Raw genomic sequence first — 19,046 nt, 5'->3', positions numbered from 1 at the left:
TGGGCCTTCAACCTGTCGCAGAACCTGTAGGCCTTCGCCTGCTCGCGATGGCGGTGTGTCAGTTAACGGATACTTTTCTGACACACCGCCATCGCGAGCAGGCGAAGGCCTACAGGGGTTTGCGGTGATCAGTTATACCTGATCAGTCCGTCAGTTAAATTTGCGAATTCTTCGATATTTCATGGCATTGAGAAAACTGGTACGCCTTGTGCAAACGTTTGCGTAACGTCAATCCCAACGTTTTCGTAACAAAACCGTACAAGCCCACGGAACACGGGCCTCGATCCGCAAAAAAGGACTTTGAATGGCCATTGCATGCCCTTTTCGCGCACCTTTCTCGTGCACGCTTGCTGTTTCCTTGCTACTGACCGGCGTTACCGGACTTCTCAGCCACAGCGCTCTGGCGCAACCGGCCGCCAAAGAAGAATCCGCCCAGGGCGAAGCCCTCAGCCCCGAAGCCAGCCCGCCGAAAAAAGGCGCCTACCTCTCGGACTGGTACAACCAGGACCTGATGCTGATCGGCAGCAAGGACATCAGCTTCGGCCCGCAACCGGCCGACGATATCTATCTGGAATACGAGTACTTCGGCCGCAAAGGTCCGTTCGAACTGTACGGCTACATCGACATTCCGAAGATCTTCAACATCGGCAACAGCCACGACAAAGGCGTGTGGGATCACGGCTCGCCGGTGTTCATGGAGCACGAACCGCGCATCTCCATCGACTACCTCGCTGGCCGCAGCCTGGCCATCGGTCCGTTCAAGGAATGGTATGTGGCGTTCGACTGGATCTACGACCACGGCAGCCGCAAAGAGAACCGCGCCAACACGCTGTACAGCGGTTTCGGCACCGACATCGACACGCACTCGCGGGTCAACCTGTCGGCCAATCTGTACGGTCGCTATCAGTGGGAAAATTACGGTGCCAGCAACGAATATTCCTGGGACGGCTACCGTGCACAGCTCAAGTACATCGTGCCGATCGATAAATTCAGCAACGGCGCCTCATTGACCTACATCGGCTTCACCAACTTCGATTTCGGCTCGGACATCCACAAGGACAACCCGGCGCGCACCGCCAATGCGACGGTGGCGACCAACGTCCTGCTCTACTCGTTCACGCACTTGCGCTTCACCCTGGTCGGCCGTTATTTCCACAACGGCGGCAACTGGGAAGACGGCAGCGAGCTGAATTTTGGCGATGGCAATTTCCGCGCGCGTTCCAACGGCTGGGGTTACTACGCCGGCGTCGGTTATCAGTTCTGAATCAAGGAGTTTTCCATGCAAGCAATGATGCGTTTGACCCTGGCCGGTGCGGCCCTGCTCTCCTCCACCGCGTGGGCGGCCGAGGCCCCGATGCAACCGAAAGTCGTGTTGATCACCATGTTCGCCCCTGAGGCGCAGCACTGGATTGATCGTCTGGCGTTGAAGCAGGAAATCCGCGTGCCAGGCCTGTCCGCCGAGTACCCGAGCATTCGCTGCAACACGCAGCAGGTGTGCCTATTGACCACCGGCATGGGCCAGACCAATGCGGCCGCCTCGACATTGGCGTTGGCGCTGTCGCCGAAATTCGACCTGCGCAAAAGCTACTTCCTGATCGCCGGCATTGCCGGCATCAGCCCGAAACACGGGACCATCGGCACCGCTGCATGGGCACACTACCTGGTGGAGTTCGGCACGCAATGGGAGATCGATTCGCGTGATGCGCCGTCGACCTGGCCGACCGGCTATCTGGGCATCAACACCAAAGGGCCGAACGAAAAACCGCCGCTGGATTACAAGACCGAAGTCTTTGAACTCAACCCGAAGCTGCAGGCCAAGGCCTTCGCCCTGAGCCACAAGGTCGAGCTGAGCGAAAGCAAAGAGTCCGCCGCGTGGCGTCTGAAATATCCGTCGGCCCCGGCCAATCAGCCGCCGGTCGTGACGCGCTGCGACACACTGGCCGGCAACACCTGGTTTTCCGGAACGCGCCTGAGCGAGCGGGCCGAGGTCTGGACCAAGTTGCTCACCGACAACAAGGGCGAATACTGCACGACGCAGCAGGAAGACAACTCGACCTATGAGGCCTTGCTGCGTGCCGGTCGTGAAGGTCTGGTCGATGTCCAACGCCTCGCCGTGGTGCGTGCAGGCTCCGACTTTGACCGCCCGGAGCCGGGCGGCAGTGAAGTGGATAACCTGCTCAAATACGCCGATCAGGGCGGCTTCGTGCCGGCGCTGGAAAACCTCTATCGCGCGGGGAATCCTCTGGTGCAGGACATACTGAAAAACTGGTCGGCGTGGGAAAACGGCGTCCCGCAATCCTGAACCCAACAACGATCTACTGTAGGAGTGAGCCTGCTCGCGATAGCGGTGTGTCAGTTTAATCATGAGTAACTGATACACCGCTATCGCGAGCAGGCTCACTCCTACAGGGGTTTTGCGGTGTATCAGGGAATGAGGATGACCTTGTCGCCACTGCCTTGATTGACGTCGGCGTAGCGCGCCAGGCCTTCGGTCAGCGGCACTTCGACCAACCCTTGCGGCAACGGCAACAACCCTTCATCGAAGAACCGCCCGAACTGCTCGAGCATCGCCGCACACGCTTCAACGCCATACAACAACGAATTGATCCCGACCACCGAACCGCCCTTGCGATACAAGGCCAGCGCCGGCAGTTGCACATGCCCGTCCACCGGTGCGGCGATGATCGCGATCCGTCCGAACGTGGCCAATGCCGCCACCGACGCCGGCAGCCAGAAACCGGTGGTGTCGAAAATCACATCGGCGCCGCCGCGATACACCGCGTTGACCTGCGCGCCGAGGTCTTCCGGCTTATCCAGTTGAATCGTCTGATAACCCTGCGCTTGCAGTTCCGCCACCTGCTCCGGGCGCCGCGCCGCCGCCAGCAACTGCGCGCCACGCACCTTCGCCAGCGCCAAAGCAGCGGTCGCCACCGCTCCGCCGCCGATCACCAGCAAACGCGTTTCGGCCGTCACCAGACTGCGTTCCAGCGCATCCCACGCTGTGGTGTACGGCACGCCGAGGCTGGCGGCCTGGGTGAAACTCAGGTGCGACGGTTTTTGCGCTATGCCATTGGCCGGCAGTTTGACGAATTGCGCGTGCGTGCCGTCGGCGAAAAAGCCCAGCTCACGGCCAGTGCCCCAGACTTCCTGACCGATCAACGCCTGCGGGCCTTCGACGACGACACCGGCGAAATCGCGACCGGGAATTCGCGGCAGCGTGGTGTAGGGGAAGCGGCCGAGGACGTTTTTCACATCGCTGGGGTTGAGGCCAGCAGCCTTGATCTGCACCAGCACTTCGTCAGCGCCGGGTACCGGAGTCGGCACCTCGACGTAACGCAGGGAAGACAGGTCGCCGGTTTTATCGAATTGCAGTGCTTTCATGGGGACATCCACCGAAGGAAAAGAGGGAATTCAGGACAGCCAGCCCGCGACCAGTTGCCGGCCCATCGGCCACAACTGCTCACCGGCCAACATGCCGAGTAAACCGACCAGCGCGATAGCCGGTGGCGCCGGAGAACGGAAATCCAGCGCGCCGTACAACAGACCGACGCCCAGACCGATAGCCAGCGAAATCAGGTAATTCATGGGGAGGAACTCCGCCCGTGGAAAGGAATGGGCAAAGTTTAGGGAGTCGGCGAGGTTGGCATCGGCCAAGGACTTCTGAATTTCGGACAAACCAACCACAGTCACCACAAAACCCTGTGGGAGCTGGCTTGCCAGCGATGAGGCCTGTACATCCGACATCCTCATCGGCTGACACACCGCTATCGCTGGCAAGCCAGCTCCCACAAGGTTCTGTGTAGGTTCAGGATATAGCGTCGTTACAGAGTGAATTGCGAAGGGGCGACGCCCAGTTCGCGACGAAACATGTCGCTGAAGCTACTGGGTGAATAGCCGAGCTCCCGGGCAATCACACTCACCGCCACGCCCTGAATCAACGCCGCCACCGCCGTCGCCAGTTGTACCTGCCGCCGCCACTCGGCGAAGCCCATGCCGAGGCTGTCCTTGAACAACCGCGCCAGGGTGCGCACGCTGGCTCCGGCATTTTCCGCATGCTGTTCGAAAGGAATCTCCAGCGACGGCGCCGCCATCACTGCCTGACACAGATTCATCAAGCGCCGGTCGGAGTCATCCGGCATCGGGATCTTCAGCTGTGAACGCCGTGCGCGTTTCAGCTCCAGCAAGGCCAGCCCGACCAACGCCTCGTAATACGCAGGATCACCGCTGTCGCCCTGCTCCACCAGCCCGACAATCAACTCGCGCAGCAACCCACCGACCTCGATCACCTGCACCGTCGTGTCCAGCGTCGCCGCCAGCGCCGGGCGCAGGTAGATATTGCGCATCTGCAAATCCGACACCACGCGAATCCCGTGCGGCACGCCCGGCGGCAACCACACCGCCCGCTGCGGCGGCACCACCAGCGCTTCGTGCGGCGTCTCGACCCACATCACCCCGCTCATCGCATACAGCAACTGTCCCCAGACATGCTCATGCGGCTCGATAAACAAGCCGCGCGGATACGTCCGCGCCACACGTTGCACGGGCACATCGGTATCGCTCAGATCTGGGGGTGCGGCAAGGGCCATGGCGAGCATTCATTGGGGTTGGCGAAAAACCCATGGTAACCAGTGCGCCACGGCGTCGCCAACGATAGATACCGTCGGACAATCCGAGTGAATTTTCCCGCAGCGCCGCGATCCCTCTATTACCACAGGGAGGAATACGGGCTTTATGAACAACGCAAAACTCTATGTCATCGAATACACCCTTCACGGCACGCCCAAGTCGTTCATTATCCGCTCGGACAAAATGGACAACACCGAGGCGTGGCACTGGGCGAGCTGCGACGCAGGCGTTGGTCGCATCCCGCGCTTTGGCCGTGAAAAAGTGCAGAAGACCAGCAAACCGATGGCGGAAAAATTCGGCGTGGAAAACGTTGTGTGGCGACCGACCAGCTAAGCTCTGCGCATCGATCGGCATCATTCGGGGGGAATGCACCATGAGCAACATCATCAGCCCGGCGCACCTGGACTACGGCCTCGATACGCTGTTTGGGCGGATCACCAAAAGCGTGGACTGTCGCGTTGGGCTGGAGGCGGTCGAAGGTGATCCGTTTCGCTTTGCCTTGCGAGTGCCGGCGCCGCTGCCTGAAGATCTGGACCAGGCGAAAACCATCGTGGTCAGGGTTGAAGGGCGACGGCTGCAAGGCACAGTGAGGCATACAGAGCGGCTGGATGATGAAAGTATGAAACTGGAAGTGGAGCCTGATTAGGCTCCACTTTTTTTATGCGTCGTTCGTCATCCGTGGGCGCATTTACAGCCCTTGGTTGAACATTGCGCACCGTTCTCATGATGATGGGCGCAAGCCTCGCAGCAAAAATGCTTGCCATGGCGCACGACCGGGTGCTCGCCGAGCTTGCAATTGCATTTAGGGCAGTCACAGGTTTTATCAGGCATGGGACAGACTCCTTGGGTAATGGTTGTCTGGGGCTTGAAGGGCAAGCCGTAATATCCAGTGTAGGACCTGCTGCAGGCTGCGATCTTTTTGATTTTGTTTGCGATTGGGGAGTGGATTTGGGGAGTGGATTGGGGGCATATCCGTTGCTGCGGGTGCTGCCGCTGGCGGTTTCGCTCTTACAGCGACTCACTTTTCCAGACGCCGAAAAGTAAGCAAAAGGCTTTGCCCCTGGCGTACGGCACTTCGCTTAGGCTCAGTGTTCCCTCGCTACGGTGTCCATCCGGGGGCATCGCCTACGGTTTGCTTCGCTGCACCTCCTCTCGATGTATGCGGCTACGCCGCACGGCGCTGCGCGCCTAACCCCGGATGAACACCTCCGCTCGGCCTGCCGATGGGGCAAAAGATCAAAAGCCGAAGCAAGATCAAGAGCCAGATCAAGAGCCAGATCAAGAGCCAGATCAAGAGCCAGATCAAGAGCCAGATCAAGAGCCAGATCAAGAGCCAGATCAAGAGCCAGATCAAGAGCCCCTCACCCTAGCCCTCTCCCGGAGGGAGAGGGGACTGACTGTGGTGTTTGGGAGAGGTACGCCGACGTGCGATACCGCGTTGAACTCAGATTCTGAAAGGCCCACCACCGGCTCCCTCTCCCTCGGGAGAGGGCTGGGGTGAGGGGCAAATCCACCACAAATCCAAAGCCGACCACGCCCCGCTCTTCACCACTCAATAGGCCGAGTGTCAGCTCGCCTGCTCTTGATCTTGACCCACGGGCGACGTCGGAAGGCTGAGTGGAGGGATTGATCCGGGCGTGGGAGCGCAGCGACCGTTTGGCGCAGCCAAACACAGCGAGAGGAGGTGCAGCGAAGCAAACCGTAGGCGCTGCGCCCGGATCGATCCCGCAGCGAAGGAACCCCGAGCCCTAGCGAGCGGGCCGTACGTAGGAGCAAGCGTTTTTGGTTACTTTTGAGGCGTTTGTCAAAAGTGACCCGCCGTAAGGGCGGAACCCTAAGCCGCCGTGACCGCAGCAACGGATATGTACTCAACTAAACCCAACTCACCCAGCCTGACGCGAACTCCTATACATAAACACCAAAGCCACCCCCAAACACACCATCGCCAAAATCCGCGAACCAGAAAGCTCAATCGCCGGATTCCCCAACCAGCCAAAATTATCAATCAACATCCCCATCCCCAACTGCCCGACAATCACCGCCACCGTCGCCACAGCCGTCCCCACCACCGGCACCGCCCCGACCATCACCATCATGTACACCACGCCAAACAGCGCCCCGGTCAACTGCCACTTCGGCACATCCAAAAGACTCACCGCATGGGCCGGCTCAAAAAACAAAATCAACAACCCGGTCGACACCGCACCCACAACAAACGTCAGCAAACTACTGCGCAACACCCCAACGCTCTCGCCCAGACGCCCATTGATCGCCGCCTGCACACTCAACACCGCACCGGCCAACACCACCACCGCCAACAAAATAACCAGACTCATCACTCACCCCCGCGCAATCAAAACCAAAGCCACCACAATCAACCCCAACGCCAGCCACCGCTCGGCATTGACCTTCTTGCGCGTCGCGCCGAACCAACCGAAATGGTCAATCAACACACTCTTGCCAACCTGCCCGGACAGAATCGCAATCATGGTCATCGCAATGCCGATATGCGGCGTCGCCAGGGTCAGCACCACCACATACATCGGCCCCAGAAACCCGCCAATCAACTGCCAGCGCGGCAGATCAGTCAGTGCCGGGCCTTTTTGCGGGCCAGCGAACAACAACAGTAAAAACAGAATCGCCGAGCCCACACCAAAGATGCTCAAGGTCGCCCACAGATGCCCGACCTGCACACCCAACGGCCCGAGCAACCCCGCCTCCACCGACAAGCCCATGCCCGCGAGAATCACCAGCGGCAGCAACAACAAGCGCAACCCCGACTTCGTCGCCGGCGCGCTAACGCTCACCTCATCCAACGTCTGCATAAACAACCTTCCACTCAAGTAAACGATGGCGCGGATTATCGACTGGCGCAGCTGTGCGATAAATGGGAGCATCCGGACAACACTTTTGCGCAGTACGCACAACAGGATTATCCATGCACGGGCTCAACGAACTCGGATTCAAGGCACTCAGGCTGTTTGTGGCCGTTCTCGATCACGGCAGTTTTTCCGAAGTCGCCCGCCGCGAAGGCGTGGCGCCCTCTTCAATCTCCCGGCAGATTCAATTGATGGAGCAGGCGCTGAACCAGCAATTGCTCTACCGCCATACCCGCGCCGTCACGCCGACCGAAGCCGGGCGTATGCTCGGTCACCATGCGCGGCTGGTGCTGGTGCAACTGGAAGAAGCCGAACAGGCCTTGCAGGAACAGCAAAGCGAGCCCACCGGGCTGGTGCGCATCAACGCCCCGGTGGTGTTCAGCCAGCGGCATCTGACGCCGTGGCTGGGCCAGTTGTGCGCGCGCTATCCGAAGCTGCAACTGGATATCCAGCAGACCGACCACTACGTCGATCCATTGCAGGAAGGCGCCGACCTGCTGTTCCGCATCGGCCCGTTGCACGACTCGAGCATGCAGGCACGGATTCTTGCGCCGCATCGCTTTCAGGTCGCGGCCAGCCCGGCGTATCTCAAGCGCCACGGTACACCGCAGAAACCCGAAGATCTGGCGCAACACCAATGCCTGGCTTACAAAGGCGCGACCGGCCAGCAACGCTGGTTTTTCCGCCGCGAGGGCGAGGACTGGACGCCGTATTCGGTGAAAGGCCCGATCACCGGCAACCACGCCGACACCCTCACCCAAGCCGCTGAACAGGGTTTGGGGCTGGTGATGTTTCCGTCTTGGCTGATTGGCGAAGCCGTGCGCGATGGCACGCTGGTGCCGGTGCTGGGGGAATATCAGGTGTCGAACAGCCTGGAGCCGCAGCAGATTGCGGTGTTGTGGCCGGGGAGCCGGCGGTTGTCGGTGAAGGTGCGGACGGTGATTGATTTCTTTGTCGAATGCTTTGGCGAAGTGCCCTACTGGGATAGACCTTGAGGGGCTGAAGATCAAGAGCCCCTCACCCTAGCCCTCTCCCGGAGGGAGAGGGGACTGATTGGGGGATGCTGTGGAACTACGCCGACCTGAAACAGCTTTACCGAATCCATAAACGACTGAATCTTTCAGGTCGATGTATGACGCAAGACACTTCGGTCAGTCCCCTCTCCCTCCGGGAGAGGGCTAGGGTGAGGGGCTTTTCAAGCTGTCAGATCCGGAACTGACCCACGAGTTTGCCAAGGCGCTGCCCCAACTCCGCCAGACTGCGCGACGTCTGTGCACCCAACTGCGTTTCATCGGCCACGCTGTCCACCGCCACCGCAATCTGATGCACGCTGCGGTTGATCTCTTCGGCCACCGCCGTCTGCTCTTCCGCCGCACTGGCAATCTGCGCGTTCATCGAGTTGATCGTCGCGATCAGCTCGGCCATGGCATCCAGCGACGCCCCGGCCTGATTAGCCTGCTGTGAAGTGCCGTCACCCGCCTCGCTGGAACGGCGCATCGCCTCGACCGCCGACTGCGTACCCGCCTGCAAGCGATCGATCATGCCCTGAATTTCCTGGGTGCTGATCTGCGTGCGACTGGCCAGTGCCCGCACTTCATCCGCCACCACGGCAAAGCCGCGCCCGGCCTCACCGGCCCGCGCCGCTTCAATCGCCGCGTTGAGTGCCAGCAGGTTGGTCTGTTCGGCGATCGAACGGATCACCCCGAGCACGCCAACAATCGACGTCACGTCCTGCTGCAGGCTGTCGAGCGACACGCCGCTGCTGCGAATGTCATCGACCAGCGCATGAATCTGCTTGATGCTGCCGGCCACCACACGCTTGGCGCTCTGGCCTTCTTCGTCGGTCTGCTGGGCGGCGACGGCAGCGTTCTGCGCGCTCTTCGCTACTTCCTGCGCGGCGGCGGACATTTCATTGATCGCCGTGGCGACCTGATCGGTTTCGTGACGCTGACGCTCCATCGCCTGATCCGAACGCTGGGCCTGATCGGACACTTGCGTCACCAGCCCGGTCAGTTGCGTGGTCATCTCGGTGATCTGCCGCACCAGACCATGGATCTTGTCGACGAAGCGGTTGAACGAGCCGGCCAGTTCGCCGAGTTCATCCTGGCTGGTGATGTTCAGGCGACGGGTCAGATCGCCCTCGCCCGCTGCAATGTCATCGAGGTTGGCTTTCATCAGGGTCAACGGACGCAAAATGGTATTGGCCAGCAACATCCCCGCCGCCGCGATCACCAGCAGCACCACCACCGCCACGCCGACGATGCTCAGCACCACGCCTTGCATACGCTCCTGCACTTGCGCTTCGACCTGTGCGACTTGCGCTTCGATGCCGTCGAGGTTGACCGAGGTACCGACCGCCATATCCCACTTGGCCAGGTATTCGGTGTAACCGAGTTTCGGTACCAACACCTTGGCATTACCCGGCAACGGCGAGCTGTATTGCAGATAGTGCGTACCGTCCTTCGCCACTTTCACCAAGCCAAGGTTGACGTAAACGCCGTTCGGGTCGCGGTTGTCTTTAAAGCTTTTGCCCACGCCTTCGGGGTCGTTGGCCTTGAACAGGCGCACGGTCTCGGAGTCGTAGCCGAAGAAGTAGCCGTCCTTGCCGTAGCGAATGCCGGAGAGCAGTTTGATCGCCTGGGCGCGTGCCTCGTTATCACCCGGCGCGGCCGCGTCGTACAGCGGCTTGATCGTGGTCATGGCCACGGCGACGTAACTTTGCAGGGTGGCTTTGGCATCGCCGAGCAGGCGTTCGCGGGTCTGTTCGACCTCTTTGTGCGCCTGTTCCTGGAGGATGAACAGCGTGGTCAGGCTGATGACCAGGGCAAAGAGCAACACCGGGAGAACGGCGAGGGACAGGACTTTAGCCTTGAGGCTCAGGCGCATTGTGGGAGCTCACTCTTTTGGTTTTATTGGCGTGGTTAAAGGCTTTAACGGCACGCCATCACAAAAGTTGAGTCTGCAGACATTGCATCTACCTGTGGGAGCGGGCTTGCCCGCGATGGCGGTGTGTCTGACACATAAATATTGAATGTGCCGACGCCATCGCTGGCAAGCCAGCTCCCACAGGTTTCAGGGGTTCAGAGAACCATCGCGGCCACCCAGCCGAACGCCAGCAGCGGCAGGTTGTAGTGCAGGAACGTCGGCACCACGGTGTCCCAGATGTGGTGATGCTGGCCGTCGATGTTCAGACCGGAGGTCGGGCCCAGCGTCGAGTCCGAGGCCGGCGAGCCGGCGTCGCCCAAAGCACCAGCGGTACCGACGATGCACACGATAGCGATCGGGCTGAAGCCCAGTTGCACGCACAGCGGCACGAAAATCGCCGCCAGAATAGGCACCGTGGAAAACGACGAACCAATCCCCATGGTTACCAGCAACCCGACCAGCAGCATCAACAACGCGCCGATGCCCTTGCTGTGATTGATCCACGACGCCGACGACTCGACCAGGGTCTGTACCTCACCGGTGGCCTTCATCACCTCGGCAAACCCGGAGGCGGCGATCATGATGAAGCCGATCATCGCCATCATCTTCATGCCCTCGGTGAAGAGGTCATCGGTCTCGCGCCATTTCACAATGCCCGACACCGAGAAGATCAGGAAACCGACCAGCGCCCCGATAATCATCGAGTCCAGCAGCAGTTGCACGATGAACGCAGCGGCAATCGCCACACCGGCAATCATCAGGCTCAGCGGGTTGTACTGCACCGCCACTTGCTCGACCTGCTCAATCTTCGCCAGGTCGTATACGCGCCGCTTGCGATAAGTGATGAACGCCATCGCCAGGCCGAAGACCATGCCCAGCGCCGGAATGCCCATGGCGTGGGTGACATTGATGCCGCTGATATCAACACCGCTACGGGCAACGTTGGCCAGCAGGATTTCATTGAGGAAGATGTTGCCGAAGCCCACCGGCAGGAACATGTACGGCGTGATCAGACCGAAGGTCATGACGCACGCGATCAAGCGGCGGTCGAGTTGCAGCTTGGTCAGTACATAGAGAAGTGGCGGCACCAGTAGCGGAATGAACGCGATGTGGATCGGCAGGATGTTCTGCGAAGCGATCGCCACGACCCACAGCAAGCCGATCAGCAGCCATTTGACGCTGCCACCGCCGGTCGCATGCTGGCGATCAACCATCGCCAGCGCCTTGTCAGCCAGGGCATGGGCCAGGCCCGACTTGGCAATCGCCACGGCGAAAGCGCCGAGCAACGCGTAGGACAACGCCACCGTCGCCCCGCCGCCCAGGCCGCTGTTGAACGCCTTGAGCGTGGCGTCGATGCCCAGGCCACCGGTCAGGCCGCCGACCAGCGCGCCAACGATCAAGGCGATCACTACGTGCACGCGGGACAGGCTGAGAATCAGCATGACGCCGACTGCCGCTATGACTGCATTCATTTCACTTCCTCGAAAAACACTGCGGTGGAAAACCGACCGCCAGACAGAATGAGTCCGCCAACGGTTCACCGGCGGATTTGCAAAGAGGGTCTTATTAGAAGGGCGCGCACTGTGCCGCAGAGTGGCCGCAGTGTCAAAGCGAGTGGGCGATTTCGGCTGCGGCAATCGGTCATATTGTGTTTCAAGGATAAAGAAAGCCGAAACGCGGCCGTTACAGTGCAAAGTCTCAGATATTTATCGAATAAGGACGTCTCCATGTCGCTCAGACAACTTTCCATCCAATGGAAAATCACCCTGCTCGCCGGCCTCTGCCTGGCCGGTATCGTGACCCTGTTGGTGGGTCTTTCGCTGTATCGCATGGAGCACAGTTCTGAACTGGTGAAAGCTTCGAGCATGGAGATGCTCACCGAGTCGGCGCAAGCGCGCATCGAGTCGCAAGGTGAAGTGCAGGCTGCCGGCATTCGCCAGCAATTCATGGACGCCTATCAGTACGGCCACGGTTTCTCGCGGCAGGTGCTGTTCCTGCGCGAACAGGCCGAGAAGCGCTTCCTCGATGCTTTCGATCTACGTGAAGACATGACCCGTCAGGTCAAATCGGCGCTGCAAGCCAACCCGGACCTGCTCGGCCTATCGCTGGTGTTCGAAGCCAACGCACTGGACGGCAAAGACGAACTGTTCGCCGGCCAGGCTGAACTGGGCAGCAACGACAAGGGCCGTTTCGCTCTGTACTGGTCGCAACCGACCCCGGGCAAAGTCACCTCGATGGCCCTGCCGGAAAGCGACATGGCCGACACCAGCACCGGTCCCAGCGGTCAAGCGGCCAACGCCTGGTTCACCTGCCCGCGCGCCACGCTCAAGCCGTGCGTGATCGAACCGTACTTCTATGTGATCGACGGGCAAAACGTGCTGATGACCAGCATCGTCTTCCCGCTGATGGTCAACGGCAAAGTCATCGCCTCGCTGTCGGTCGACATCAACCTCAACAGCCTGCAAGCCATCAGTCAGGGCGCGAGCAAAAAGCTCTACGACGGCCAGACCGCCGTGAGCATCATCAGCCCCGCCGGCCTGCTCGCCGGTTACAGCCCGGATGCCGGCAAACTCAGCCAGCGTCTGGATGCGGTGGATAAAACCAGCGGCGCCGAGTTGCTCAGCAAGCTCGCCTCCAGCACAAGCGTCAGCAGCCTGCACAGCAACGGCCAGTTGAAAGTGCTGTCGCCATTTCAACCAATTCCCGGGGGTCCGTCGTGGGGCGTGCTGCTGGATGTGCCAGAGAAAGTCCTGGTCAGCCGCGCCGAAGCGCTCAAGCAACAACTGGACGCGAGCAACAACTCCGGCACGCTGATCGAATTGAGCCTCGGCGTGCTGGCCGCGTTGATCGGCTTGCTGCTGGTGTGGCTGATGGCGCGCAGCGTGACCAAGCCGATCCTCGGCGTGGCGCACATGCTTGAAGACATCGCCAGCGGCGAAGGCGATCTGACCCGCCGTCTGGCCTATGACAAAAAGGACGAACTCGGGCAACTGGCCGGTTGGTTCAACAAGTTCCTCGACAAGTTGCAGCCGATCATTGCCGAGGTGAAACGCTCGGTGCAGGACGCGCGCAACACCGCCGACCAGTCTTCGGCCATCGCCACGCAAACCAGCGCCGGCATGGAGCAGCAATACCGCCAGGTCGATCAGGTTGCCACTGCCTCCCACGAAATGAGCGCCACCGCGCAAGACGTCGCCCGCAGCGCCGCGCAGGCTGCCGAAGCCGCCAAGGATGCTGATCGCGCGACTCGTCAGGGCCTGACCGTGATCGACCGCACCACCGCGAGCATCGACACCCTCGCCGCCGATATGAGTGCGGCGATGGTGCAAGTCGAAGGCCTGGCCGCCAACAGCGAGAAGATCGGCGCGGTGCTGGAAACCATTCGTGCGATTGCCGAGCAGACTAACTTGCTCGCGCTTAATGCCGCGATCGAAGCGGCGCGCGCCGGTGAGGCCGGACGCGGTTTTGCCGTGGTCGCCGACGAAGTCCGCAACCTCGCCCGCCGCACACAAGAGTCGGTGGAAGAGACCCGTCAGGTCATCGAGCAACTGCAAACCGGTACGCAAGATGTGGTTGGTTCGATGGGCAACAGCCATCGTCAGGCTCAGGGCAGTGTCGAGCAGGTTGGCCAGGCTGTGACGGCGCTGCGCCAGATCGGCGATGCGGTCACGGTGATCAGCGACATGAACCTGCAGATTGCCAGTGCGGCGGAAGAGCAAAGTGCGGTGGCGGAAGAGATCAATAACAACGTGGCGACGATTCGCGATGTGACCGAGTCGTTGTCCGGGCAGGCGAATGAGTCGGCGCGGGTGAGTCAGTCGCTCAATAGTCTGGCAAATCAGCAGCAGAGTTTAATGGATCAGTTTCGGGTTTGATTCGCAGGTTGTGGGGTGTCAGTGAGATTCCCCCCTCACCCCAGCCCTCTCCCCCCAAGGGGGGCGAGGGGGAAAGGGAGCCGATCTCCGTGCCATTCAAAACCTGAGTTCGACTCGGCATTTCAGGTCATGGGGAAGCTTTCAAAACCCGAGTTCGACTCGGTGTCTCACGTCACAGGGAAGCTTTCAAACCCTGAGTTCGACTCGGTATCTCACGTCGGCGTACCTCGAACAAACACCTCGGTCAGTCCCCTCTCCCTCCGGGAGAGGGTTAGGGTGAGGGGCTTCTAAAGACTCACCGCCGAGGCAACTCGATTACCACCTTCAACCCGCCCCACTCACTCTCGCCCAACACCAGCAAACCACCCCAGGTCTCGACAATATCGCGGACAATCCCCAGCCCCAGGCCATGCCCGTGGGTCTGCTCATCCAGCCGCGTGCCCCGACTGAAAACCTCGGCGCGCTGTTCTTCGGGAATCCCCGGACCGTCATCTTCCACGCTCAGGGCAAAGCCATCCGTACGCTCGATCACGCTCAGGCGCACTTCGGCATCCGCCCATTTGCAGGCGTTGTCCAGCAAGTTGCCGAGCAGTTCCAGCAAATCCTCACGATCCCACGGCAGTTGCAATCCCGCCGGCGCGACATAACTCAAGGCCAGATGCTCGCCGTGAATCATGTTCAGGGTCGCCAGCAATCCCGGCAGTTCCGTATCGCAATCAAACAGCGCACCTGGCAACGCATCACCGGAGAGCCGCGCACGGTTCAACTCGCGATTAAGCCGTTGCTGCACCTGCTCCAGTTGTTCCTTGAGGACCTTGCGCAACTCGGGATGCGCATCGAGTTTTTCGCTGGACGCCAGGCTCAACAGCACCGCCAACGGCGTTTTCAAGGCGTGCCCGAGATTGCCCAAGGCATTGCGCGAGCGCTTGAGGCTGTCTTCGGTGTGCGCCAACAAATGGTTGATCTGCGCCACCAGCGGTTCCAGTTCCACCGGCACCTGTTCATCGAGTTGTGAACGCTGGCCCTGCTGCAATTGCGCAATCTGCTCGCGGGCCTTTTCCAGTGGTTTCAAGGCGCGACGCACGGTCAGCCGTTGCAGCAGCAGAATCAACAGCAATGCCGCCAGACCCAGGCCCAGGCCGATCTGGCGCATGCGCTGAAAGCTCTCGCGCACCGGCGTGTAATCCTGCGCGACGCTGATCGAAATCGATTGGCCCAGGCGTCGATAGTCCGAACGCAGCACCAGCAATTGCTGACCGTCAGGCCCCAGTTGCAGATTGCTGTGCAGCCCGGGATGGTCGAGCAGCGGCAGATCCTGATCCCACAACGAACGCGAACGCCAATGGCTGTCGGCAAAATCAATGCGGAAATAGTGCCCGGAAAACGGCCGCTGATAGGCTGGCGACAAATGCCGCTCATCCAGTTGCAGGCCTTGCGGCCCGCGCACCAATGCCACCAGCAGACTTTCGCTGTCGTTGCGCAGACCGGCTTCGAGATAGCGCTGCAAACCCACTTCGAACAACCACAGACTGGTTTGCGCCACCACCACACCGACGACCACCATCACGCTGATCAAACCCAGGCTCAAGCGACGTTGGATCGACCTCACGAAGCTTGCCCGCCGAACAGGTAACCCTGACCTCGACGGGTTTCGATCACACTTTTGCCGAGCTTGCGCCGCAGGTGATTGACGTGCACTTCGAGGACGTTGGAATCGCGCTCGGTTTCACCATCGTAGAGGTGTTCGGCGAGGTGGCTTTTGGAGAGGATCTGCTCCGGGTGCAGCATGAAATAGCGCAGCAGGCGGAATTCGGCGGCGGTCAATTGAATGTCGGCGCCGTCGCGCACCACGCATTGGCGACCTTCGTCCAGATGCAGACCGGCCGCCTGCAATGTGGGTTGATTGGCCTGACCTTTGGAGCGACGCAGCAGCGATTGAATGCGCAACTGCAACTCTTCGGGGTGGAACGGTTTGGTCAGGTAATCGTCAGCGCCGGCCTTCAGGCCTTCGATGCGCTCGGCCCAGGAATCGCGCGCCGTGAGGATCAGCACTGGAATCGCCAGGCCGCCGGCGCGCCACTGCGCCAGCACTTCAAGCCCCGGTACACCGGGCAGGCCGAGGTCGAGAATGATCAGGTCATAGGGTTCGCTGCTGCCCTGATACAGCGCATCGCGGCCGTCCGCCAGCCAATCGACTGCATAGCCCTGGCGTTGCAGGCCGGCGAGCAATTCGTCGGCCAGCGGTACGTGGTCTTCCACCAATAGCAAACGCATCGATCAATCTTCCTTGTCTTTCACCAGTTCGCCGGTATCGGCCTTCAAGTGCAGCTCACGGGCGACACCTTCGACGGTCAGCAACTCGACTTCATAAATGTAGACGTCGTGTTTTTCTTCCAGCTCGACTTCCAGCAGTTTTGCGCCGGGATAACGATCCATCGCCTGCTGCAGCACTTGCTCCAGCGGCAGGATCACGCCCTGCTTGCGCAGATCAAGCGCCTCGTCCGGACCGAGGTCGCGGGCCATGGCCGTCGAGCAACACATCACCAGCGCCAACGCCGTACGGCGGGTGGCGCGAACATTAACCTTCATTACGTATCCTGATGATCCTTGAGAACCTGCCCAGTCACCGCGTCTAATTCCAGATCCCACTCCAGCCCCTGCGGATCACGCATTTCGATCTGGTAGATGTACTTGCCGTACTGCTCTTCCAGCTCGGTATCGGTGATCGTCGAACCTGGGTGTTTTTCCAGCGCCGTGGCGTTGAGCTTCTCGAAGGAGACGATAGTACCAGCGTCGCGCAGACGCAGGGCTTCGTCGGGGCCGAGATCGCGGGCGTGGGCGAGGTTGGCGGTGAAGCCGATGATCGCGGCAATGGACAGGGCAGTCAGGGTTTTCATGGGGTCTCCGTATTTTTATGTGTTGCTTACGGTGGGCACCTTAGCGAGATGAACTTAACTGAAACTGAATTGCCATCATTGCCCCAGCTCAACACATGCCCCCGTGTAGGAGCTGCCGCAGGCTGCGGCAGCTCCTACAGGATTTTGTAACATGTGCTTATAATTGTTCGCTTGCTAACGATCGAGACCGGTATGACCGCCATCCACATCAAATTCCCCGCCCTCACCCTCAAGGCCGGCCCACGCGCCATGGCGCGCATTCGTGCCCAAGGCCTGAACGCCGCCGATGTCGGCACCCTGCCCGGCGCGGCCGGTGGACCGAAGGCGTTGGGCATTCAGGGACTGGATCTGGCGTTGTTCGGTGAATGGCTGCCGAGTGCACCGCGTGAGCGTTCGCTGATCGGCGCCTCGGTCGGTTCCTGGCGCTTCGCCAGCGCCTGCCTGCCGGACGCCGCCGAAGGCATTCGCCGCCTCGGTCATCTGTACGCCGAGCAGAATTTCAACAAAGGCGTGACCATGGCCGAGATCAGCCAGAGTTCGCAGCGCATGCTCAACGACCTGCTCGACGGCCGCGACGCGAGCATCCTCGACAACGCGCATTACCGGCTGAACATCATGGTGGTGAAAAGTCAGGGGCGTCTGGCCGATGACCATCGCGGCCGACTGGGTCTGGCACTGGGCTCGGTGATTGCCGACAACCTGCGCGGTCGCGCGCGGCTGTCGCGGCACTTCGAACGACTGATCATCCACGACCCACGCCTCGCCCCGCCGGTCAATGCGCTGAACGATTTCCCGTCGCGCTTTGTCGCCCTGAATGCCGGCAATCTGCGTCAGGCCTTGTTGGCGTCGGGATCGATCCCGATGGTCATGGAAGGCGTACGCGACCTGCCGGGCGCCGGTGCCGGGACGTTCCGCGACGGTGGCCTGCTCGACTACCACCTTGACCTGCCCTACAGCGGCGACGGCATCGTGCTTTATCCGCACTTCACTGATCGGGTGATTCCCGGCTGGTTCGACAAGACCCTGCCATGGCGCAAGGCCTCGGTGGAGCGCTTGCAGGACGTGCTGCTGCTCGCGCCTTCGAAGGAATATCTGGCGCGCCTGCCCTACGGCAAACTGCCCGATCGTAATGATTTCAAACGCTTCATGGGCGATGCGCCGAGCCGGCAGAAATACTGGCACGCAGCGATGGACGAGAGCCGTCGCCTCGGCGATGAGTTCCTTGAACTGACTGCCAATGGTCGCCTCGCCGAGCGCTTGCTGACCCTTTAGTCAGCACGGCCAAAGACAAGCTGGTAAACTCGCCGCCTGCCCGAATCGCTGCGGCGAACGCCATCTGAACAGAGCCGAAAATACCGTGGAAATCTTCAAAGAGTTTACTTTCGAATCCGCCCACCGCCTGCCGCACGTCCCGGACGGCCACAAGTGCGGGCGTCTGCACGGTCACTCGTTCAAAGTGGCGCTTCACCTCAGCGGCGACCTCGATCCGCACACCGGCTGGATCCGCGATTTCTCTGAAATCAAAGCGATCTTCAAGCCGCTGTACGAGCGTCTCGATCACAACTACCTGAACGACATTCCCGGTCTGGAAAACCCGACCAGCGAAGTGCTGGCCAAATTCATCTGGAATGAAATGAAGCCGTTGTTGCCGGAACTGAGCGCGATCCGTATTCACGAGACGTGCACCAGCGGTTGCATCTATCGCGGTGAATAACCTGACGTAGATCTCCCTCGTAGGAGCTGCCGAAGGCTCCTACAGGGGGATTGGTGTTTTGTCTGGGAAATAGAGAACAGCCCGCGAGGCTGTTTTTTTACGCCTATGCTTTTTGGCTCCCACCCGCCAA

Annotated in this window: 20 protein-coding genes and 3 pseudogenes; 10 read left to right on the top strand and 13 right to left on the bottom strand. The window is 60.5% G+C overall.

The genetic code is table 11. From position 1 onward, the window contains the following. Nucleotides 1–304: 304 nt before the first annotated feature. A complete protein-coding gene (locus CKW38_RS26375) occupies nucleotides 305–1,264 on the top strand; it encodes a nucleoside-specific channel-forming protein Tsx (protein ID WP_007919016.1) in 960 nt (319 codons plus the stop codon). A gap of 15 nt (nucleotides 1,265–1,279) precedes the next feature. After that, nucleotides 1,280–2,302 (top strand): purine nucleoside permease, encoded by a 1,023-nt coding sequence (locus tag CKW38_RS26370; RefSeq protein WP_095114267.1) that lies wholly within the window; start codon nucleotides 1,280–1,282, stop codon nucleotides 2,300–2,302. Nucleotides 2,303–2,424: 122 nt separating this feature from the next. Here CKW38_RS26370 and CKW38_RS26365 read toward each other — a convergent pair whose 3' ends face one another. From CKW38_RS26365 to CKW38_RS26355, 3 genes are all read right to left on the bottom strand, one after another. Next, entirely contained in the window at nucleotides 2,425–3,381 is a 957-nt protein-coding gene (locus CKW38_RS26365) for a zinc-binding alcohol dehydrogenase family protein (protein WP_095114266.1), read from the bottom strand. A gap of 30 nt (nucleotides 3,382–3,411) precedes the next feature. Beyond that, nucleotides 3,412–3,585, bottom strand: a complete 174-nt coding sequence (locus tag CKW38_RS26360) for a DUF1427 family protein (protein WP_007969534.1) — start codon at nucleotides 3,583–3,585, stop codon at nucleotides 3,412–3,414. Between the two features lie 236 nt (nucleotides 3,586–3,821). Then, entirely contained in the window at nucleotides 3,822–4,595 is a 774-nt protein-coding gene (locus CKW38_RS26355) for a helix-turn-helix domain-containing protein (protein ID WP_095114265.1), read from the bottom strand. Between the two features lie 136 nt (nucleotides 4,596–4,731). Here CKW38_RS26355 and CKW38_RS26350 point away from each other — a divergent pair, with 136 nt between their 5' ends. Then, nucleotides 4,732–4,959, top strand: coding sequence for a DUF6555 family protein (locus CKW38_RS26350; protein ID WP_007919026.1), 228 nt, complete (start codon nucleotides 4,732–4,734; stop codon nucleotides 4,957–4,959). A 40-nt stretch (nucleotides 4,960–4,999) separates the two neighbouring features. Then, nucleotides 5,000–5,272 carry a hypothetical protein gene (locus CKW38_RS26345; protein ID WP_007919028.1) on the top strand — a complete coding sequence of 91 codons (273 nt, stop codon included), beginning with the start codon at nucleotides 5,000–5,002 and terminating at the stop codon, nucleotides 5,270–5,272. Between the two features lie 26 nt (nucleotides 5,273–5,298). Here the strand turns inward: CKW38_RS26345 and CKW38_RS26340 are convergent, their stop codons facing one another. Continuing rightward, complete coding sequence (locus CKW38_RS26340; protein WP_095114264.1) at nucleotides 5,299–5,457, bottom strand: metallothionein; 159 nt, start codon at nucleotides 5,455–5,457, stop codon at nucleotides 5,299–5,301. Between the two features lie 392 nt (nucleotides 5,458–5,849). Here CKW38_RS26340 and CKW38_RS30240 point away from each other — a divergent pair, with 392 nt between their 5' ends. Next, complete coding sequence (locus tag CKW38_RS30240) at nucleotides 5,850–5,996, top strand: hypothetical protein (protein ID WP_176472373.1); 147 nt, start codon at nucleotides 5,850–5,852, stop codon at nucleotides 5,994–5,996. A gap of 513 nt (nucleotides 5,997–6,509) precedes the next feature. On the opposite strand, the gene CKW38_RS26330 is transcribed toward CKW38_RS30240, so the two are convergent. Together CKW38_RS26330 and CKW38_RS26325 are read right to left on the bottom strand one after the other, a co-directional pair. Further along, on the bottom strand, nucleotides 6,510–6,962 hold the full coding sequence (locus CKW38_RS26330; RefSeq protein WP_095114263.1) for a DMT family transporter: 453 nt from the start codon (nucleotides 6,960–6,962) through the stop codon (nucleotides 6,510–6,512). Nucleotides 6,963–6,965: 3 nt separating this feature from the next. Beyond that, nucleotides 6,966–7,451 carry a DMT family transporter gene (locus CKW38_RS26325; RefSeq protein ID WP_016987941.1) on the bottom strand — a complete coding sequence of 162 codons (486 nt, stop codon included), beginning with the start codon at nucleotides 7,449–7,451 and terminating at the stop codon, nucleotides 6,966–6,968. Nucleotides 7,452–7,564: 113 nt separating this feature from the next. On the opposite strand from CKW38_RS26325, the gene CKW38_RS26320 reads away from it, so the two are divergent. Beyond that, the gene (locus CKW38_RS26320; RefSeq protein ID WP_095114262.1) at nucleotides 7,565–8,500 is read left to right on the top strand and encodes a LysR family transcriptional regulator; all 936 of its coding nucleotides are present in this window, start codon (nucleotides 7,565–7,567) and stop codon (nucleotides 8,498–8,500) included. A gap of 208 nt (nucleotides 8,501–8,708) precedes the next feature. Here CKW38_RS26320 and CKW38_RS30755 read toward each other — a convergent pair. From CKW38_RS30755 to CKW38_RS26310, 3 genes and pseudogenes are all read right to left on the bottom strand, one after another. Further along, a pseudogene (locus CKW38_RS30755) lies at nucleotides 8,709–9,302 on the bottom strand (methyl-accepting chemotaxis protein); the annotation flags it as partial. 312 nt (nucleotides 9,303–9,614) lie between these two features. Then, nucleotides 9,615–10,391: pseudogene (locus CKW38_RS30750) on the bottom strand (cache domain-containing protein); the annotation flags it as partial. 194 nt (nucleotides 10,392–10,585) lie between these two features. Then, on the bottom strand, nucleotides 10,586–11,902 hold the full coding sequence (locus tag CKW38_RS26310; RefSeq protein WP_007920443.1) for a Na+/H+ antiporter family protein: 1,317 nt from the start codon (nucleotides 11,900–11,902) through the stop codon (nucleotides 10,586–10,588). A gap of 48 nt (nucleotides 11,903–11,950) precedes the next feature. On the opposite strand from CKW38_RS26310, the pseudogene CKW38_RS30745 reads away from it, so the two are divergent. Both CKW38_RS30745 and CKW38_RS30740 read left to right on the top strand, forming a co-directional pair. Further along, nucleotides 11,951–13,447 (top strand): annotated as a pseudogene (locus CKW38_RS30745) (HAMP domain-containing protein); the annotation flags it as partial. A gap of 102 nt (nucleotides 13,448–13,549) precedes the next feature. After that, the gene (locus CKW38_RS30740) at nucleotides 13,550–14,305 is read left to right on the top strand and encodes a methyl-accepting chemotaxis protein (protein WP_371857720.1); all 756 of its coding nucleotides are present in this window, start codon (nucleotides 13,550–13,552) and stop codon (nucleotides 14,303–14,305) included. A 295-nt stretch (nucleotides 14,306–14,600) separates the two neighbouring features. On the opposite strand, the gene CKW38_RS26300 is transcribed toward CKW38_RS30740, so the two are convergent. The 4 genes from CKW38_RS26300 to CKW38_RS26285 are packed head-to-tail and all read right to left on the bottom strand — an operon-like array spanning nucleotide 14,601 to nucleotide 17,202. Further along, nucleotides 14,601–15,914: a sensor histidine kinase gene (locus tag CKW38_RS26300; protein ID WP_095114261.1), complete on the bottom strand. Its 1,314-nt coding sequence runs from the start codon at nucleotides 15,912–15,914 to the stop codon at nucleotides 14,601–14,603. After that, nucleotides 15,911–16,579: a response regulator transcription factor gene (locus CKW38_RS26295; RefSeq protein WP_007915592.1), complete on the bottom strand. Its 669-nt coding sequence runs from the start codon at nucleotides 16,577–16,579 to the stop codon at nucleotides 15,911–15,913. Before CKW38_RS26295 ends, CKW38_RS26300 begins: the two co-directional genes overlap by 4 nt. A 3-nt stretch (nucleotides 16,580–16,582) precedes the next feature. Continuing rightward, nucleotides 16,583–16,894 (bottom strand): PepSY domain-containing protein, encoded by a 312-nt coding sequence (locus tag CKW38_RS26290; protein ID WP_007915591.1) that lies wholly within the window; start codon nucleotides 16,892–16,894, stop codon nucleotides 16,583–16,585. Beyond that, nucleotides 16,894–17,202, bottom strand: a complete 309-nt coding sequence (locus tag CKW38_RS26285) for a PepSY domain-containing protein (RefSeq protein WP_007915590.1) — start codon at nucleotides 17,200–17,202, stop codon at nucleotides 16,894–16,896. The genes CKW38_RS26290 and CKW38_RS26285 overlap by 1 nt, the downstream gene beginning before the upstream one ends. Before the next feature lie 192 nt (nucleotides 17,203–17,394). On the opposite strand from CKW38_RS26285, the gene CKW38_RS26280 reads away from it, so the two are divergent. Together CKW38_RS26280 and queD are read left to right on the top strand one after the other, a co-directional pair. Then, complete coding sequence (locus tag CKW38_RS26280; protein ID WP_007915589.1) at nucleotides 17,395–18,474, top strand: patatin-like phospholipase family protein; 1,080 nt, start codon at nucleotides 17,395–17,397, stop codon at nucleotides 18,472–18,474. 85 nt (nucleotides 18,475–18,559) lie between these two features. Next, nucleotides 18,560–18,916, top strand: coding sequence for a 6-carboxytetrahydropterin synthase QueD (gene queD / locus CKW38_RS26275; RefSeq protein ID WP_007915588.1), 357 nt, complete (start codon nucleotides 18,560–18,562; stop codon nucleotides 18,914–18,916). Nucleotides 18,917–19,046 lie beyond the last annotated feature (130 nt).

The sequence above is a fragment of the Pseudomonas sp. Irchel 3H7 genome (assembly GCF_900187605.1).
GTDB lineage: Bacteria > Pseudomonadota > Gammaproteobacteria > Pseudomonadales > Pseudomonadaceae > Aquipseudomonas.
Note: the sequence above shows the minus strand (reverse complement) of the source record. Positions and strands in the feature narration are given on the sequence as shown.

Coding starts and splice junctions, on each gene's coding strand:
- CKW38_RS26375 (WP_007919016.1), top strand. CDS start 305: ATGGCCATTGCATGCCCTTTTCGCGCACCTTTCTCGTGCACGCTTGCT.
- CKW38_RS26370 (WP_095114267.1), top strand. CDS start 1,280: ATGCAAGCAATGATGCGTTTGACCCTGGCCGGTGCGGCCCTGCTCTCC.
- CKW38_RS26365 (WP_095114266.1), bottom strand. CDS start 3,381: ATGAAAGCACTGCAATTCGATAAAACCGGCGACCTGTCTTCCCTGCGT.
- CKW38_RS26360 (WP_007969534.1), bottom strand. CDS start 3,585: ATGAATTACCTGATTTCGCTGGCTATCGGTCTGGGCGTCGGTCTGTTG.
- CKW38_RS26355 (WP_095114265.1), bottom strand. CDS start 4,595: ATGCTCGCCATGGCCCTTGCCGCACCCCCAGATCTGAGCGATACCGAT.
- CKW38_RS26350 (WP_007919026.1), top strand. CDS start 4,732: ATGAACAACGCAAAACTCTATGTCATCGAATACACCCTTCACGGCACG.
- CKW38_RS26345 (WP_007919028.1), top strand. CDS start 5,000: ATGAGCAACATCATCAGCCCGGCGCACCTGGACTACGGCCTCGATACG.
- CKW38_RS26340 (WP_095114264.1), bottom strand. CDS start 5,457: ATGCCTGATAAAACCTGTGACTGCCCTAAATGCAATTGCAAGCTCGGC.
- CKW38_RS30240 (WP_176472373.1), top strand. CDS start 5,850: ATGGGGCAAAAGATCAAAAGCCGAAGCAAGATCAAGAGCCAGATCAAG.
- CKW38_RS26330 (WP_095114263.1), bottom strand. CDS start 6,962: ATGAGTCTGGTTATTTTGTTGGCGGTGGTGGTGTTGGCCGGTGCGGTG.
- CKW38_RS26325 (WP_016987941.1), bottom strand. CDS start 7,451: ATGCAGACGTTGGATGAGGTGAGCGTTAGCGCGCCGGCGACGAAGTCG.
- CKW38_RS26320 (WP_095114262.1), top strand. CDS start 7,565: ATGCACGGGCTCAACGAACTCGGATTCAAGGCACTCAGGCTGTTTGTG.
- CKW38_RS26310 (WP_007920443.1), bottom strand. CDS start 11,902: ATGAATGCAGTCATAGCGGCAGTCGGCGTCATGCTGATTCTCAGCCTG.
- CKW38_RS30740 (WP_371857720.1), top strand. CDS start 13,550: ATGGAGCAGCAATACCGCCAGGTCGATCAGGTTGCCACTGCCTCCCAC.
- CKW38_RS26295 (WP_007915592.1), bottom strand. CDS start 16,579: ATGCGTTTGCTATTGGTGGAAGACCACGTACCGCTGGCCGACGAATTG.
- CKW38_RS26290 (WP_007915591.1), bottom strand. CDS start 16,894: ATGAAGGTTAATGTTCGCGCCACCCGCCGTACGGCGTTGGCGCTGGTG.
- CKW38_RS26285 (WP_007915590.1), bottom strand. CDS start 17,202: ATGAAAACCCTGACTGCCCTGTCCATTGCCGCGATCATCGGCTTCACC.
- CKW38_RS26280 (WP_007915589.1), top strand. CDS start 17,395: ATGACCGCCATCCACATCAAATTCCCCGCCCTCACCCTCAAGGCCGGC.